The sequence below is a fragment of the Aminobacter sp. MDW-2 genome (assembly GCF_014250155.1).
In the GTDB taxonomy this organism is placed as follows: domain Bacteria; phylum Pseudomonadota; class Alphaproteobacteria; order Rhizobiales; family Rhizobiaceae; genus Aminobacter; species Aminobacter ciceronei.
Window position 1 is genome coordinate 4205268 of record NZ_CP060197.1, and the last position, 14791, is coordinate 4220058.

The window sequence follows — 14791 nt, forward strand, 5'->3', positions numbered from 1 at the left end:
ATGCACCTCACCCCCCTGCCCCGGATCATGCTCGAGCCACTGGTGCGCGCCGCCCTGCTGGAAGACCTCGGCCGCGCCGGCGACATCACCACAGATGCCATCGTGCCGGCGGACCACCGGGCGACAGTCGTGCTCGCCTCGCGCCAGCAGGGCGTCGTGGCTGGTCTCGACCTGGCAGCGCTTGCCTTCAGCCTGATCGAGCCCGCAATCGAGATGAAGGTCGAGAAACCCGACGGCAGCCGCCTGGTTCCGGGCGACGTCATCGCCACACTCAGCGGGCCTGCGCGTGGCTTGCTGACCGGCGAACGCGTGGCGCTGAACTTCCTGTCCCATCTCAGCGGCATCGCCACCGCCACGGCAGGCATCGTCGATGCGGTTGCCGGCCATAGAGCGCGCATCGTCTGCACCCGGAAAACCACGCCCGGCCTGCGCCCGCTGGAGAAATACGCCGTGCGCTGCGGCGGCGGCTCCAACCATCGCTTCGGCCTCGACGACGCGGTGCTGATCAAGGACAACCACATCGCCATTTCGGGCGGTGTTCGCCCGGCCATCGAGCGCGCCCGGGCCAATGTCGGCCATCTGGTGAAGATCGAGGTCGAGGTCGACACGCTGGAACAGCTGGACGACGTGCTGAAACTCGGTGTCGACGCCGTCCTGCTCGACAACATGTCCCCTGATACCTTGACCACGGCCGTCAAAATGGTCGCCGGACGGGCGATCACCGAAGCCTCGGGCCGGGTCAACCTCGCCACCGCCCCCGCCATCGCCGCCAGCGGTGTCGACCTGATTTCCGTAGGTTGGCTGACCCACAGCGCACCGATCCTCGACATAGGACTGGACACGGCACCCTGACCGGGGCAAAGGTCCCGCCCCGGGTGGGGATGGCAAGGACACGTCTTGGCAATGGAGAGCGCATGAACGCCGATTTGCACCTGAACGCAGCCGCAACCGAGATCAATGCCGCGCGTCCGCAGTGGAGCCGCGCGGAAGCCCAGGCGATCTACGATTCGCCCTTCAACGACCTGCTGTTTCGGGCACAGACCGTCCATCGCGAGAATTTCGACCCCAACCGGGTGCAGATGTCGCGCCTGCTGTCGATCAAGACAGGCGGCTGCCCCGAGGATTGCGGCTATTGCAGCCAGTCGTCGCGGCATGAATCCGGCCTCAAGGCCTCCAAGCTGATGGAGGTGCAGCGTGTTTTGGCCGAGGCGAAGAAGGCCAAGGACGGCGGCGCCACGCGCTATTGCATGGGTGCAGCCTGGCGCAGCCCCAAGGAGCGCGACATGGATGCCGTCGTCGCCATGATCGAAGGCGTCAAGGAACTCGGCATGGAGACCTGCATGACGCTCGGCATGCTCGATCTCGGCCAGGCCCAGCGCCTGAAGCAGGCCGGACTCGACTATTACAACCACAACATCGACACCTCCGAGCGCTACTACAACGAGATCATCACCACCCGCACCTTCGCCGACCGGCTGGATACGCTGGCCAATGTCCGCGACAGCGGCATCAAGGTCTGCTGCGGCGGCATCGTCGGCATGGGCGAGGAGAAGGCCGACCGCGTCGACATGCTGTTGACGCTCGCCAACCTGCCCGAGCATCCCGACTCGGTGCCGATCAACATGCTGATCCCGATCGAGGGCACGCCGCTCGGCGAAGCTGATCCGATCGAGCCGATCGAATTCGTCCGCACCATCGCACTTGCCCGCATCATGATGCCGAAGTCGCATGTGCGCCTGTCAGCCGGCCGCACGGCGATGAGCGACGAGATGCAGGCGCTGTGTTTCTTTGCCGGTGCCAACTCGATCTTCGTCGGCGACACGCTTTTGACCGCCGAAAACCCCGGCGAAGACAAGGACACGGCGTTGTTCCGTCGTCTCGGCATCCAGCCGATGGAGCTCGACGCGGGGTGACAGGGCGGGCTTTGCTCGACCGCTACGAGGCCAGCCTGCGCGGGCTGGCCCGCAAGAGTCGGCTGCGTGCGCTGAGCGGCCGTGCCGGGCTCGATTTCGCTTCCAACGACTATCTCGGGCTGGCCCGCAGCAAGCGCATGGCCGATGCGGTTGCCACTGCCCTCGCCAACGGTACATCGGTCGGCGCCACCGGCTCGCGGCTGTTGCGCGGCAACGACCCCGAGCATGAGGCACTGGAAGAGAAGGCCGCGAGCTTCTTCGGCGCCGAACGGGCGCTGTTCTTCGGCGGCGGTTATGTCGCCAATTTCGCCGTGCTCACCACCTTGCCGCAAAAAGGCGATCTGATCGTGCTCGACGAGCTGATCCATGCCAGCGCCCATGAAGGCGCGCGCGCCGGCCGCGCCGAGGTGGTGGAAGCAAAGCACAATGACGCCAGCGCTGTGGACGACGCCATCCGGAGCTGGCGCACGGGCGGCGGCAGCGGACGTGCCTGGATCGTCACCGAAAGCCTTTATTCGATGGATGGCGATTTCGCCCCGCTCGACGACCTCGCCGCCGTCGCCGACCGGCACGAGGCCTTCCTGTTCGTCGACGAGGCGCACGCGACGGGCGTCTATGGCCCCGAGGGGCGCGGGCTGGCTCACCATCTCGAAGTCCGCGACAATGTCGTCGTGCTGCACACATGCGGCAAGGCGCTGGGCGCATCGGGCGCGCTGGTCACGGCCTCGGCGGTTTTGTGCGACTATCTCGTCAACCGCTGCCGGCCCTTCATCTATGCCACGGCGCCCTCGCCGTTGATGGCGGTGGCGTCTGCCACGGCACTCGACATCGTCGCCGACGAACCAGAGCGGCGCGAGCGGCTGGCCCGGCTGGTGAAGCTCGCCGGCGACAAGGCGGAGACGCTTGGCTTTGTGCCGAGCGGATCGCAGATCCTGCCCATCGTCATCGGCGACAATCCGCGCGCCATGCAGCTTGCCGAAGCGCTGCAGGCGCGCGGCTTCGACGTCCGCGGCATCCGCCCGCCGACAGTGCCCGAGGGCACGGCGCGGCTGAGAATCTCGCTGACGCTCAATATCGGCGAGGACGATGTTTCCTCGCTGTTTGCAGCCCTTCAAGAGGAATGCTCGCAATGACGGCGCAGCCCACGATCGTGGTCACCGGCACCGACACCGGCATCGGCAAGACCGTCTTCGCCGCGGGCCTGACCGCCCTGCTCGACGGCGTCTACTGGAAGCCGGTGCAGTCGGGCATCAAGGAAGAGACCGACAGCGAGATCGTGACACGCCTCGCCGGCCTTGCGCCTGAACGGATGCTGCCCGAGGCGTGGCGGCTGAAGGAGCCGCTGTCGCCGCACCGCGCTGCCGAACTCGACGGCGTCGAAATCGACACCGACGCGCTCGCCCTGCCCGCCACCGCACGGCCACTGGTCGTTGAAGGCGCCGGCGGGCTGATGGTGCCGGTCAACCGGCGCACGCTCTACATCGACGTCTTCGCGCGCTGGGCGGCACCGGTGGTGCTCTGCGCCCGCACCGGCCTCGGCACGATCAACCACACGCTTTTGTCCATCGAGGCGCTGCGCGCCCGCTCGGTGCCGCTGCTGGGCGTCGCCTTCATCGGCGACGAGATGGCAGACACCCAGCGCACCATCGCCGAGATGGGCAATGTGCGTGTGCTTGGCCGCCTGCCCCGGCTCGACCCGCTGACGCCCGAAACGCTCGCCGAGGCCATGCGGACGAGCTTCAACGCGGCCGACTTCCTGGAGGCCCAGTTCTTGCAGGCAAAGCCATGAGCCGTTCCGCCGTCTGGCATCCCTTCACCCAGCACGCCGCCGAGCCCGTGCCGCCCGTCATCGCGCGCACCGAGGGCGCCTATGTCGAAACGACAGAGGGCAAGCGCATCCTCGACGCGATCTCCTCCTGGTGGGTCATCACCCATGGCCACCGCCATCCGAAAATCGTCGAGGCGATCCGAAATGCCACCGAAACACTCGATCAGGTCATCTTCGCCGGCCTGACCCACGAGCCAGCGGAAAAATTGGCCTCGGCACTTGTCGAGATGGCGCCCTCAGGCCTCGACTGGGTGTTTTTTTCCGACAGCGGCTCGACCAGCGTCGAGGTGGCGCTGAAGATGGCGCTCGGTTTCCACCGCAACAATGGTTCTCCGCGCTCGCGCCTCGTCGTGATGGAGCACAGCTATCATGGCGACACCATCGGCACGATGAGCGTCGGCGAACGCGGCGTGTTCAACGCCGCCTACGACCCGCTGCTGTTCGAGGTCGACACCATCCCCTTCCCCGCAGCCGGCCGCGAACAGGAGACGCTCGACCGCTTCGAGGCTTTGACCCGCGACGGCAAGGCTGCTGCCGTCATCGTCGAACCCTTGGTGCTCGGCGCCGGCGGCATGCTGATCTATCCGGCCCGGGTGCTGACCGAGCTCAAGCGCATCGCCGAAAAGTCCGGCACGCTGTTCATCGCCGACGAGGTGATGACCGGATGGGGCCGCACCGGAACCATGTTCGCCTGCGAACAGGCTGGCATCTCGCCCGACATTCTCTGCACATCGAAGGGCCTGACCGGCGGCTCGGTGCCGCTGGCAGCGACGCTCGCCACCGACGCGATCTTCCGGGCGCATTTCTCCACCGATCGCGCCAAGACCTTCTTTCATTCGAGCTCCTACACCGCGAACCCCATCGCCTGCGCTGCGGCCCTCGCCAATGTCGGGATCTGGCGCGACGAGCCGGTGACTGAGCGTGTGGCGGCCTTGTCGAAGATGCAGGCGGAGAAGATCGCGCGCTTCAACGGCGATGCACGTTTTGAGAATGTTCGGACGGCCGGCACCATCGCCGCCGTCGACCTGCTTGTCGGCAAGGCAGGTTATCTCGCCGAAGTCGGGCCGAAGCTGCGCGCATTCTTCCTCGAGCGCGGCCACCTGGTCCGCCCGCTCGGCAACGTCATCTACGTACTGCCACCCTATTGCGTCACCGCAGCCGAGCTCGACCGGCTCTATGACGCCGTCGACGAGGCCGCCGAGCTGGCGAAGAGCGGATGAGCCGGACCGCGCGCATTTCAGCCTTCGGCCACCATGTGCCGGGCCGCAAGGTCGAGAACGCCGAAATCGAGGCGAGCCTCGGCCTCGATGCCGGCTGGATCGAAGGCCGCACCGGCATCCGCTCGCGCTACTGGGCCGAGCCTGAGGACACTTTGTCCGACCTCGCGGCACATGCCGGGGAGATGGCGCTGCAGCAGGCTGAAATCGCGCGCGAGGATGTCGGCCTGCTTTTGCTCGCCACCTCGACGCCCGACCACCTGTTGCCGCCGAGCGCACCTCTGGTGGCGCATAAGCTCGGCCTCGCCAGGTCGGGCGGCATCGACCTCGCCGGCGCCTGCGCCGGTTTCATCTATGCGCTGACCTTCGCCGACGGTTTCGTGCGGCTGCACAACAAGCCGGCGATCGTCATCGCCGCCAACATCCTGAGCCGCCGCATCAATCCGGCCGAGCGGGCAAGTAGCGTGCTGTTTGCGGACGCTGCCGGAGCGGTCGTGCTGACGCCTTCCGACGACGCGGGCCACGGCATTCTGGGTGCGTCCGTTTCCGCCGATGGCGGCGGCTACGGCTTGATCCAGATCCCCGCCGGCGGCAGCAACCGGCCCTTCTCGGACGAACTCGACATCACAGAGACGCGCATGACCATCGCAGATGGACGCGCGGTGTTCGCCAAGGCGGTCGAGATGATGAGCCGTTGCTCCACGGAGGCGCTTGCTGCGGCAGGCCTGGAGACATCAGCCGTCAGCCGCTTCGTGCCGCACCAGGCCAATGCCCGCATCTTCAATGCGGTGGGCAAGTCGCTCGGCATCGCCGACGACAGGATCGTCAAGACGATCGCCGACTACGGCAATTCGTCGGCGGCGACGATCCCGCTGTCGCTGGCCCTGGCGCATCGGACTATGCCGTTCCGGCCGGGCGAGACGCTTTTGCTCTCGGCGGCAGGCGCCGGCATGACCGGCGGTGCGTTGGTGGTTGGAATGTAGCGTCGCGCCGGCTGGCGGATCAGGGAGGAACAATGCGCAAGATCGTCGCCGGCAAGCTGCACGGCATCCATGTCACAGAAGCCAACCTCAATTATCACGGCTCGATCACGCTCGACCCCGATCATTGCGAAGAAGCCGGCATTCTGCCGATGGAGTTCGTCGAGATCTGGAACAAGAGCTCCGGCGCGCGGATCTCGACCTATGTCATCCTCGGCGAGCGCGGCTCACGCTGCTGCATCCTCAATGGCGCTGCCGCCCGCACATGCCAGGCTGGCGACCAGGTCATCATCTGCAATTCCGTCTATCTGAACGAAAGCGAGATCACCGCGCTCAAGCCCCGCGTCCTGACCTTCGACAAGGACAACCGCATCGCCGACCGGCTGACCTATTCGGTCGAGCGCGACCAGGCCGGCCGCTACAGCTTCTCGATCCTTGACGAAGCCAGTGCCAGGCTTCCGATCCCGGCACTGGTCAGCAGTCATTAAAGCCTGTTCCATTCCGATGAACCGGAACGGGGCTCTGTCTTTTTGCCGTCGCATGATCTTTTCCGAAAACCGGTCCCGCTCTTCGGGATCATGCCTTAGAGCCGGGCCGACAGACGGCCCGGCATCAATCTGGTTCTAGCGGCGTTCGAGATGCTCGACGGCGAGGAAGGCAGCCTTGGCGGCCAGCGACAGCTGCCTGGCGGCTTCGACGCGCGCCGGCGTGTAATAATGCTCTTCATGCAGCATGTTGACGGTGCCCAGCATGGTGTCGCCGACAAAGACCGGCCAGTTGAGCACCGAACCGCAGCCGAGCGACCAGATCAGCTCGTGATCGGGGAAGACGTCGGCAATGTCCTTGATGGTGTTGGCGACGAAGGGCTTACGCTGGACGTGGATCGTCTCGAACCAGTGGGTGCGGTTGATCGGCTTGGTGCCCGAGACGGGATAGGCATCGGGATGGCTGGTGTAGGTGCGGCCCGAAACTTCGGTCGCCCAGTCGAGCTTCATCACGGTGAACAGCTTGGCGCCGACGATCACGTCGGCCAGAGCCTGCAGCGCCGCCCACACGCCCTCGACCTCTGATGTGGTCGCAATTGCGGCATCGAAGGCGGCCAGCGCCCCGGCGAAATTGGTCTCTGTCATGGTGTACCTCTATTTCAAGTCTTGGGAAGAGACGCGCTGAACCTGGTCAGTTCGCGCGAATAGGGATCGACGAGTTCGCCGCGCTTGAGCTGGTCGACATCAGCTACCTCGACGACCCGGCCATGGCGCATCACGGCAAGGCGGTCGCACAGGAACGACACGACGGGCAGATTGTGCGTGACCATCAGATAGGTCAGCCCCTGCTCGCGGCGCAGGCGCTTGAGCAAATTGAGGATTTCCGCCTGCACCGAGACGTCGAGCGCCGAGGTCGGCTCGTCCAGCAACAGCATCCTCGGCTTGAGGATCAGCGCACGGGCAATCGCCACGCGCTGGCGCTGGCCGCCCGAGAGCTGGTGCGGAAAACGGAAGCGGAAGCGGCGGTCGAGGCCGACCGACTGCATCACCTCGTCGACGCGCTCGCCGCTGTTGCCGATGCCGTGGATGGTCAGCGGCTCGCTCAGCGTCGCATCGACAGTCTTGCGCGGATGCAGCGAACCATAGGGGTCCTGGAACACCATCTGGCATTGCCTGGCAAAAGCACGGTCGATGCCATGGGTGCGCGGCTCGCCGAAGACCGAGATCGAGCCGGTCCAGCTTTTGGCCATGCCGGCAATGGCCTTGAGCACGGTGGTCTTGCCCGAGCCGCTCTCGCCGACAAGCGCAAAGCTCTCGCCCTCGGCGACTTCGAAGCCGATGCCGTGGGTGACCTTCGAATCGCCATAGGAGATGTCGAGATTGTCGATCGCCAGCGCCGTCATGTCGAAGCCCCAGTACGTTCGAGGACAGGAAGCTCGTCGCGGCTCTCGTCGAGGCGCGGGATCGAGGCGAGCAAGCCCTGCGTATAGGGATGCCTGGCGTTCCTGAGCTCGCCGGCATCGCACTCCTCGACCACCTCGCCGCTCCGCATCACCAGGATGCGGTCGCAATAGGCCGAGACGAGGTCGAGGTCGTGGCTGATCAGGATCAGCCCCATGCCCTTGCGCTTGACCAGGTCGTCGATGATTTCGAGCACCTGGGCCTGGACCGAGACGTCGAGCGCCGAGGTCGGCTCGTCGGCAATCAGAAGATCGGGCTCCGGGATGAGCATCATCGCGATCATGACGCGCTGGCCCATGCCGCCCGAGACCTCGTGCGGGTAGAGGCCGAGCACCCGCTCCGGATCGTTGATGCGCACCGCTTCCAGCATGGCGAGCGTGCGGCTGCGGATGTCGCTGCGCGCCAGATTCTGGTGGGTCAGCAATGCCTCGGCGATCTGATCGCCGATGGTCATGACCGGGTTGAGCGAGAATTTCGGGTCCTGCATCACCATAGAAATGCGCGCGCCGCGGATCGAGCGCATCTGCTTTTCCGACAGCGACAGGAGGTCGGTGCCGTTGAAGGTCATCTCATCTGCGGTGACCCGGCCGGGCGAGCGGATCAGCCGCAGGATCGAGCGGCCGGTCATCGACTTGCCGGAGCCGCTCTCGCCGACGATGCCGAGGCGCTCACGGCCGAGCGTCAGCGACAGGCCCTTGACCACGTCGACAGGACCACGCGCCGTCGGGAACGTGACCTTCAGGTTGCGGATTTCAAGCAGCGCGTTCATTGCCGATCTCCATGCTTGGGGTCGAGCACATCGCGCAGGCCGTCGCCGAGGAAACAGAAGCCGAGACTGACGATGACGATGGCAAAGCCGGGCATCGTCGCCACCCACCACTGGTCGAGGATGAAGGAGCGGCCGCGGGAGATCATCGCGCCCCATTCCGGCAGCGGCGGCTGGGCGCCGAGGCCGATGAAGCCGAGGCCGGCGGCGGTCAGGATGATGCCGGCCATGTCGAGCGTGACGCGGATGATCATCGAGGAGGTGCAGAGCGGCAGGATGTGGTTGACGATGACGCGGAACGACGAAGCGCCCTGCAGCTCGACGGCGGCAACGAACTCCGAATTGCGAATGGTCAGGGTTTCGGCGCGGGCGATGCGGGCATAGCCGGGCCAGGTCGCAATCGCGATGGCGATGATGGCGTTCTGGATGCCGGGTCCAAGTGCTGCCACGAATGCCAGTGCCAGGATCAGCTTCGGCATCGACAGGAAGATGTCGGTGATGCCCATCAGGATGCGATCGACCCAGCCGCCGAAATAGCCGGCGACGGCGCCGATGATCAGGCCGACGGGCGCGGCAAGGACTGCCACCAGCGCCACGATCATCAGCGTGATGCGCGCGCCGTAGACGACACGGCTCCAGATGTCGCGGCCAAGCTCGTCGGTGCCCATCCAGTTGTCCCAGCTCGGCGGCTTGAGCCGCATGGCGAGATCCTGGCCGACAGGCGAATGGGTGGCGATCCAGGGCGCGAACAGCGCCACCAGGATCAGCGTCAGCACAATGACCGCGCCGACCATGGCGAGCGGATTGCGCGCCAGCGCGCGGCTCAGCCGGTAGCTGCGGCCAAGCCGGGCCTGCAGGCGCGAGGACGGCGAATCGTCGAGAAGCCAGTCACGTCCAGTAGCCATCAGCGTGCCCTCGGGTCGAGGACGCGGTAGAGCACGTCCGAAATCTTGTTGATGCCGATGAAGACGGCGCCGATGACCAGCGTCGCGCCCAGAACGGCGTTCATGTCGGCATTGAGCAGCGCTGTCGTCAGGTAGTTGCCGATGCCCGGCCACGAGAACACGGTCTCGATCATGACCGAGCCTTCGAGCAGGCCGGCATAGGACAGGCCGATGACGGTGATCAGCGGCACAAGGATCGGCCGGAAGGCATGGCGCCACAGCACCAGCCTCTCCGACACGCCCTTGACGCGGGCGGTGGTGACATATTCCTGCGCCAGCTGGTCGAGCATGAAGGAGCGCGTCATACGGGCGATGTAGGCAAGGCTGAAGAAGCCGAGCACCGCAGCCGGCAGCGCGATATGGGTCAGCGCGTTGACGAAGATCTCGGTGTCGCCGGCAATGAGGCTGTCGATCAGAAGCAGGCCGGTGACCGGCTCGACGAGGCCATCGTAGAAGATGTCGATGCGGCCGGGACCGCCGACCCATTGCAGCTTGGCATAGAACAGCGCGAGACCAACGAGGCCGAGCCAGAACGCCGGCACCGAATAGCCGAGCAGGCCGACGACACGGATGACCTGGTCGAGCAGGCTGCCCTGGCGGCTGGCGGCATAAACGCCCATCGGCACGCCCATCAGCACGCCGATGATGATGCCGATCGTCGCCATCTCCAGCGTTGCCGGGAAGACGCGGGCCAGATCCTCGGCGACCGGTCGGCCCGTCGACACCGACATGCCGAGGTCACCCGTCAGCACATTGCCGACATAGTGGAAGAACTGGACGATCAGCGGCTTGTCCAGCCCCATCTCGATGCGCACAGCCTCGTAGACGGCGCGCGGGGCGCGGTCGCCGACGACGGCGAGAACCGGGTCGATCGGCACGACGCGGCCGATGAAGAAGGTGATGGCAAGGAGGCCGAGGAAGGTGAAGGCAACGGCGACGATGACGCCGAGCAGGCCCTTCACCGTTTTCCAGGCGTGCCGCGCATTGGGCGACGAGCCGCCAGGCCCTGTTGGAAGCGCCTTGGCGGCGGTAGAGGTTTCTGATGCCACGCGGTCTTTGTTCCTACCACATTGGCCGCGTCGCGGATGCGGCACGGATGTTTTCTGTCGAGCAAAATTCTGCTTGGACTATACAAAAAATTTTGGTTAGATCAAAAAAATTTTGATGGGAGCAAAAAAGCGTGTCCTCGGAGGCCAGCAAAAACACGCCGTCGAGCCAGCCCAAGGTTGGCGCGCTGATCCGTGCCCGCCGCCGCCAGCTGTCGATGACATTGCAGGAATTGTGTGACGCCGCAGGCATTTCGGTCGGTTACCTCAGCCAGGTCGAACGCGATCATGCCACCCCCTCGCTCGGCACCCTCGCCCAGATCGCCCGCAGCCTCGACGTGGGTGTGGATTATTTCATCGCCACGCCCAGCGCCGAGGACGGATTGACCCGCGCGGCCGAGCGCAACCGATTCTCGGTCGACGGCTCGTCGATCGTCTATGAGCGCATCGCCGCCGACTTCACCGGCAACGTGCTCTCGTCCTTCGTCCTCAATGTCCCGCCGGGTTACCGCTCCGAGACGGTCAGCCATGAAGGCGAGGAAATCCTGTTCATCCTCGAAGGCTCGATCACCCAGCGCCTCGAGGACGAAGAGATGGTGCTTTCGGCCGGCGACAGCCTGCATTTCCGCGGCAATCGTCCGCATTCCTGGTCGAACGACACCCAACAGTTCGCGCGCATGCTGTGGACCGGCACCTTGCCGATGTTCAGGTCGCGCACGGAGCATCCGGCCCTGCGCGGTTCACGGGCCGAAGAGAAGACAACGGGAACCAAAAAGGAGAGAAAATGATGAAACTGTTCAAAGCCGCGCTGCTCGCCGCGGCGCTGGCGATGCCGATGACGCCCGCCATCAGCCTTGCAGCCACGCCCGCAGGCGTGCTCGTGGTGGCACAGAACATCGACGACATCGTCAGCATCGACCCGGCCGAGGCCTACGAGTTCTCGTCGGGCGAATATGTCTCCCAGACCTATGACCGCCTCGTCCAGTACGACGCCGCCGACACCAAGACGCTGGCCGCCGGCCTCGCCAAGGAATGGACCGTCGACGACGCCAACAAGACCATCACATTCACGCTGCGCGACGGCGTCAAGTTCACCTCGGGCAACCCGCTGCGCGCCGAGGACGTGGTCTATTCGTTCAAGCGTGTCATCGTGCTGAACAAGGCACCGGCCTTCATCCTGACCCAGCTCGGCTGGACGCCCGAGAATTTCGATTCGATGGTCAAGGCCGACGGCAACAAGGTCGTCATCAAATATGCCGGCGACTTCGCTTCGGCCTTCGTGCTTAACGTGCTGGCCGCCCGTCCGGGTTCGATCGTCGACGCGGTGACGCTGCAGGCCAACGAGGCCAATGGCGACATGGGCAACGCCTGGCTGAAGTCGAACTCGGCCGGCACCGGCCCGTTCGTGCTCAAGGCGTTCCGCCCCGGCGAGCTGATCAACCTGACCGCCAACCCCGACTATTTCAACGGCGCGCCAGCCATCAAGGGCGTCATCATCCGCCACGTCGCCGAAGCCGCGACCCAGCAACTGCTGCTGCAGTCGGGCGACGTCGACATGGCCAAGAACCTGACCTCGGACCAGATCGCAACGCTTGCCGGCAGCGACAAGGTAACCACCGAGACCTATCCGCAGGCGGCCGTGCACTTCCTGTCGTTCAACCAGAAGACGGAGTCGCTGACACCGCCGGCCGTCTGGGACGCCGCCCGCTACCTGGTCAACTACAAGGGCATGACCGACACGTTCCTGAAGGGCCAGATGCAGACGCACCAGGCCTTCTGGCCGAAGGGCTTCCCGGGTTCGCTCGACGAGACGCCCTACAGCTACGATCCGGCCAAGGCGAAGCAGATCCTGGCTGACGCCGGCATCAAGACGCCGATCAAGGTGACGCTCGACGTCATCAATTCGACGCCGTTCACCGACATGGCGCAGTCGCTGCAGGCAAGCTTCGCCGAAGCCGGCATCAACTTCGACATCGTGCCGGGCACCGGCTCGCAGGTGATCACCAAGTACCGCGCCCGCACGCATGAGGCGATGCTGCTGTACTGGGGTCCCGATTTCATGGACCCGCACTCCAACGCCAAGGCTTTTGCCTACAACACCGACAACTCCGACGGAAACTACCAGTCGACCACCACCTGGCGTAACAGCTGGGCGGTTCCGGAAGAGCTGAACAACGAGACCAAGGCAGCTCTCGCCGAGGCCGATCCGGCCAAGCGCAGCGCAATGTATGTCGACCTGCAGAAGAAGGTGCAGGAGAAGTCGCCGATCGTCGTCATGTTCCAGGCCGCGACCCAGGTGGCGCGTGCCAAGAACGTCGAAGGCTATGTCAACGGCGCAACCTCCGACTTCGTCTATTACCGCCTCGTCAAGAAGAACTGACGAGCCGGCCTGGCAGGGACCGCCCATTTGCGGGCGGTCCCATCGCCCTCACCTCACATTCCCCCTCCCCAAATCCGAAGAAGGCAGAGACGATGTACGAAGAGCGGATGGCGCGGCTGCGCGAGCGCATGGCTGAGACGGGAACCGACCTGGTGGTCGTTGGCCCCTCCTCGCACCTTGTCTGGCTCGCAGGCATGTCGCCGCATGGCGACGAACGCCCGGTGCTTTTGATCGTGTCGCAGACGCATGCCGGCTTCCTGATGCCGGCGCTGAATGCCGACAGCCAGCGCCCCTTCACCAAATTGCCCTTCTATCCCTGGGCCGATGCCGATGGTCCGCAGGCGGCCCTAGTGCAGCTTCTCGCCGATTGCGGCGTTGGGGGCGGCACCGTCTCGGTTGCCCTCGACGAGACCATGCGCGCCGATTTCGCGCTGCTTGCGCTCGATGCCCTGCCCGGCGCTGCGCGCAGCTTCCTGAACGACACGGTGAGCTTCCTGCGCGGCAAGAAGGACGAGGCCGAATATGCGCTGCTCAAGATGAACGCAGTGCTCAATGACGGTGCCATGAAGGCAGGCTTCGCCGCGCTCAGGGAAGGCGTGACCGAACTCGAAGTCGGCAAGGCCATCCGTGACTTCTACGCAGCCAATGGTGCGACCGGAGAATTCGTCAGCGTCTGCTTCGGCGAGAACGGCGCCTTCCCGCACCATCACACCGGCGACCGCAAGCTCAAGGCGAACGAGGCCGTGCTGATCGATATCGGCGGCCGCAAGGACGGTTATCCCTCCGACATGACCCGCGTCGGCGTGTTCGGCGACAAGCCGGAAGGTTTTGACGAGGTGCACGGCGTGCTTGAGCGTGCCGTACAGGCAGCAATCGCCGCCGCAAAGCCCGGCGTTGCCGCCAAGGAGGTCGACAAGGCCGCCCGCGACGTCATCACCGCCGCCGGCTACGGTCCGAACTTCCTGCACCGCACCGGCCACGGCCTGGGCATCGACATTCACGAGCAGCCCTATATCACCGGCACGTCGGAAACGATCCTGCAGGAGGGCAACGTGTTCTCGATCGAGCCCGGCATCTATCTGCAGGGCCGCTTCGGACTGCGCCTGGAAGAGATCGTCATCCTCCGCGGCAACCGCGCCGAGGTGCTGTCGGACCTGCCGCGCGAGGCATTCCTGGTCAAGGCCTGAGCGCTTGCCAATACAGCCAAACTCGCAAAGGGCCGCCGCAGCGGCCCTTTTTTTTTGAACCCGGGCCCCCCATCAACGCCCCATTGTCGACCTGCCGCGTTCCGGTGCAATCTTGCGCCTTGGGACGTTGGAGTTGCGCTGGAGGGGCGATGCGTTCTGTGCTGGTGGCGGTGATCGCCCTGATCTCGATCGATGCAAAGGCTGCGGAACAGAGCTTCCCGGCCGACGGCGGCCTTGTCTACTTCAACATGCCCTCGGGCAAAGTCGGCTGCCAGTACACGCCGGCCGGCGGCTCGGACGTCTACGAACCCGAAGATGGCGGGCCGGAGCTCGGCTGCGATCGCATCGAGCCGACCTATCTCAGGTTCATCCTCGGCAAATCGGGAAAAGCCAAGCGCTATCAGAATGTTGGCGACAGCGGATGCTGCGACGGCTCGCACACGCTCGACTATGGCAACAGCTGGAGGAAGGGCCCCTTCAGCTGCACGTCGGACAGATCCGGGCTGCGCTGCAGCCGCAATGACGGCCATGGCTTCTTCATCAGCCAGTCGAAAACCCAGGTCTACTGAAGCGCGAGACCACCC

General features: G+C 65.1%; 16 protein-coding genes. 11 read left to right on the forward strand and 5 right to left on the reverse strand.

Annotated elements, in window-relative coordinates:
* The 7 genes from nadC to panD all read left to right on the forward strand — a co-directional run bounded on the left by nadC (window position 1) and on the right by panD (window position 6426).
* A complete protein-coding gene (nadC, locus tag H5P29_RS20780) occupies window positions 1-852 on the forward strand; it encodes a carboxylating nicotinate-nucleotide diphosphorylase (protein WP_067962812.1) in 852 nt (283 codons plus the stop codon).
* 62 nt (window positions 853-914) lie between these two features.
* Window positions 915-1913, forward strand: a complete 999-nt coding sequence (gene bioB / locus H5P29_RS20785; protein ID WP_067962815.1) for a biotin synthase BioB — start codon at window positions 915-917, stop codon at window positions 1911-1913.
* Window positions 1910-3046: an 8-amino-7-oxononanoate synthase gene (locus H5P29_RS20790; protein ID WP_185910152.1), complete on the forward strand. Its 1137-nt coding sequence runs from the start codon at window positions 1910-1912 to the stop codon at window positions 3044-3046. The genes bioB and H5P29_RS20790 overlap by 4 nt, the downstream gene beginning before the upstream one ends.
* Window positions 3043-3702: a dethiobiotin synthase gene (bioD, locus tag H5P29_RS20795; RefSeq protein ID WP_067962821.1), complete on the forward strand. Its 660-nt coding sequence runs from the start codon at window positions 3043-3045 to the stop codon at window positions 3700-3702. Before H5P29_RS20790 ends, bioD begins: the two co-directional genes overlap by 4 nt.
* On the forward strand, window positions 3699-4961 hold the full coding sequence (locus tag H5P29_RS20800; protein ID WP_067962824.1) for an adenosylmethionine--8-amino-7-oxononanoate transaminase: 1263 nt from the start codon (window positions 3699-3701) through the stop codon (window positions 4959-4961). Before bioD ends, H5P29_RS20800 begins: the two co-directional genes overlap by 4 nt.
* Entirely contained in the window at window positions 4958-5941 is a 984-nt protein-coding gene (locus H5P29_RS20805) for a beta-ketoacyl-ACP synthase III (RefSeq protein WP_067962826.1), read from the forward strand. Before H5P29_RS20800 ends, H5P29_RS20805 begins: the two co-directional genes overlap by 4 nt.
* 32 nt (window positions 5942-5973) lie before the next feature.
* Window positions 5974-6426, forward strand: coding sequence for an aspartate 1-decarboxylase (gene panD / locus H5P29_RS20810; RefSeq protein ID WP_067962830.1), 453 nt, complete (start codon window positions 5974-5976; stop codon window positions 6424-6426).
* Between the two features lie 135 nt (window positions 6427-6561).
* Here panD and H5P29_RS20815 read toward each other — a convergent pair whose 3' ends face one another.
* From H5P29_RS20815 to H5P29_RS20835, 5 genes are read right to left on the reverse strand one after another with little or no spacing between them, the layout of a single operon-like run.
* On the reverse strand, window positions 6562-7068 hold the full coding sequence (locus H5P29_RS20815) for a GAF domain-containing protein (RefSeq protein ID WP_154385557.1): 507 nt from the start codon (window positions 7066-7068) through the stop codon (window positions 6562-6564).
* A 14-nt stretch (window positions 7069-7082) separates the two neighbouring features.
* Window positions 7083-7826: an ABC transporter ATP-binding protein gene (locus tag H5P29_RS20820; RefSeq protein WP_067962836.1), complete on the reverse strand. Its 744-nt coding sequence runs from the start codon at window positions 7824-7826 to the stop codon at window positions 7083-7085.
* Window positions 7823-8653 carry an ABC transporter ATP-binding protein gene (locus tag H5P29_RS20825; protein ID WP_067962840.1) on the reverse strand — a complete coding sequence of 277 codons (831 nt, stop codon included), beginning with the start codon at window positions 8651-8653 and terminating at the stop codon, window positions 7823-7825. Before H5P29_RS20825 ends, H5P29_RS20820 begins: the two co-directional genes overlap by 4 nt.
* Window positions 8650-9555 (reverse strand): ABC transporter permease, encoded by a 906-nt coding sequence (locus tag H5P29_RS20830; protein WP_067962843.1) that lies wholly within the window; start codon window positions 9553-9555, stop codon window positions 8650-8652. The genes H5P29_RS20825 and H5P29_RS20830 overlap by 4 nt, the downstream gene beginning before the upstream one ends.
* Window positions 9555-10547: an ABC transporter permease gene (locus H5P29_RS20835; protein WP_067966690.1), complete on the reverse strand. Its 993-nt coding sequence runs from the start codon at window positions 10545-10547 to the stop codon at window positions 9555-9557. Before H5P29_RS20835 ends, H5P29_RS20830 begins: the two co-directional genes overlap by 1 nt.
* Before the next feature lie 227 nt (window positions 10548-10774).
* On the opposite strand from H5P29_RS20835, the gene H5P29_RS20840 reads away from it, so the two are divergent.
* From H5P29_RS20840 to H5P29_RS20855, 4 genes are all read left to right on the forward strand, one after another.
* A complete protein-coding gene (locus tag H5P29_RS20840) occupies window positions 10775-11428 on the forward strand; it encodes a helix-turn-helix domain-containing protein (protein WP_067962845.1) in 654 nt (217 codons plus the stop codon).
* Complete coding sequence (locus H5P29_RS20845) at window positions 11428-13020, forward strand: ABC transporter substrate-binding protein (protein WP_067962847.1); 1593 nt, start codon at window positions 11428-11430, stop codon at window positions 13018-13020. The genes H5P29_RS20840 and H5P29_RS20845 overlap by 1 nt, the downstream gene beginning before the upstream one ends.
* Before the next feature lie 92 nt (window positions 13021-13112).
* Window positions 13113-14207 (forward strand): Xaa-Pro peptidase family protein, encoded by a 1095-nt coding sequence (locus tag H5P29_RS20850; RefSeq protein WP_154385558.1) that lies wholly within the window; start codon window positions 13113-13115, stop codon window positions 14205-14207.
* Between the two features lie 149 nt (window positions 14208-14356).
* A complete protein-coding gene (locus H5P29_RS20855; protein ID WP_154385559.1) occupies window positions 14357-14776 on the forward strand; it encodes a DUF6636 domain-containing protein in 420 nt (139 codons plus the stop codon).
* Window positions 14777-14791: the final 15 nt, after the last annotated feature.

What these genes read in the sequence shown, in the direction of transcription:
- H5P29_RS20815 (WP_154385557.1), bottom strand. Translation starts at nt 7,068, where the DNA reads ATGACAGAGACCAATTTCGCCGGGGCGCTGGCCGCCTTCGATGCCGCA.
- nadC (WP_067962812.1), top strand. Translation starts at nt 1, where the DNA reads ATGCACCTCACCCCCCTGCCCCGGATCATGCTCGAGCCACTGGTGCGC.
- panD (WP_067962830.1), top strand. Translation starts at nt 5,974, where the DNA reads ATGCGCAAGATCGTCGCCGGCAAGCTGCACGGCATCCATGTCACAGAA.
- H5P29_RS20855 (WP_154385559.1), top strand. Translation starts at nt 14,357, where the DNA reads ATGCGTTCTGTGCTGGTGGCGGTGATCGCCCTGATCTCGATCGATGCA.
- H5P29_RS20850 (WP_154385558.1), top strand. Translation starts at nt 13,113, where the DNA reads ATGTACGAAGAGCGGATGGCGCGGCTGCGCGAGCGCATGGCTGAGACG.
- H5P29_RS20830 (WP_067962843.1), bottom strand. Translation starts at nt 9,555, where the DNA reads ATGGCTACTGGACGTGACTGGCTTCTCGACGATTCGCCGTCCTCGCGC.
- H5P29_RS20800 (WP_067962824.1), top strand. Translation starts at nt 3,699, where the DNA reads ATGAGCCGTTCCGCCGTCTGGCATCCCTTCACCCAGCACGCCGCCGAG.
- H5P29_RS20845 (WP_067962847.1), top strand. Translation starts at nt 11,428, where the DNA reads ATGAAACTGTTCAAAGCCGCGCTGCTCGCCGCGGCGCTGGCGATGCCG.
- H5P29_RS20825 (WP_067962840.1), bottom strand. Translation starts at nt 8,653, where the DNA reads ATGAACGCGCTGCTTGAAATCCGCAACCTGAAGGTCACGTTCCCGACG.
- H5P29_RS20820 (WP_067962836.1), bottom strand. Translation starts at nt 7,826, where the DNA reads ATGACGGCGCTGGCGATCGACAATCTCGACATCTCCTATGGCGATTCG.
- bioD (WP_067962821.1), top strand. Translation starts at nt 3,043, where the DNA reads ATGACGGCGCAGCCCACGATCGTGGTCACCGGCACCGACACCGGCATC.
- H5P29_RS20805 (WP_067962826.1), top strand. Translation starts at nt 4,958, where the DNA reads ATGAGCCGGACCGCGCGCATTTCAGCCTTCGGCCACCATGTGCCGGGC.
- bioB (WP_067962815.1), top strand. Translation starts at nt 915, where the DNA reads ATGAACGCCGATTTGCACCTGAACGCAGCCGCAACCGAGATCAATGCC.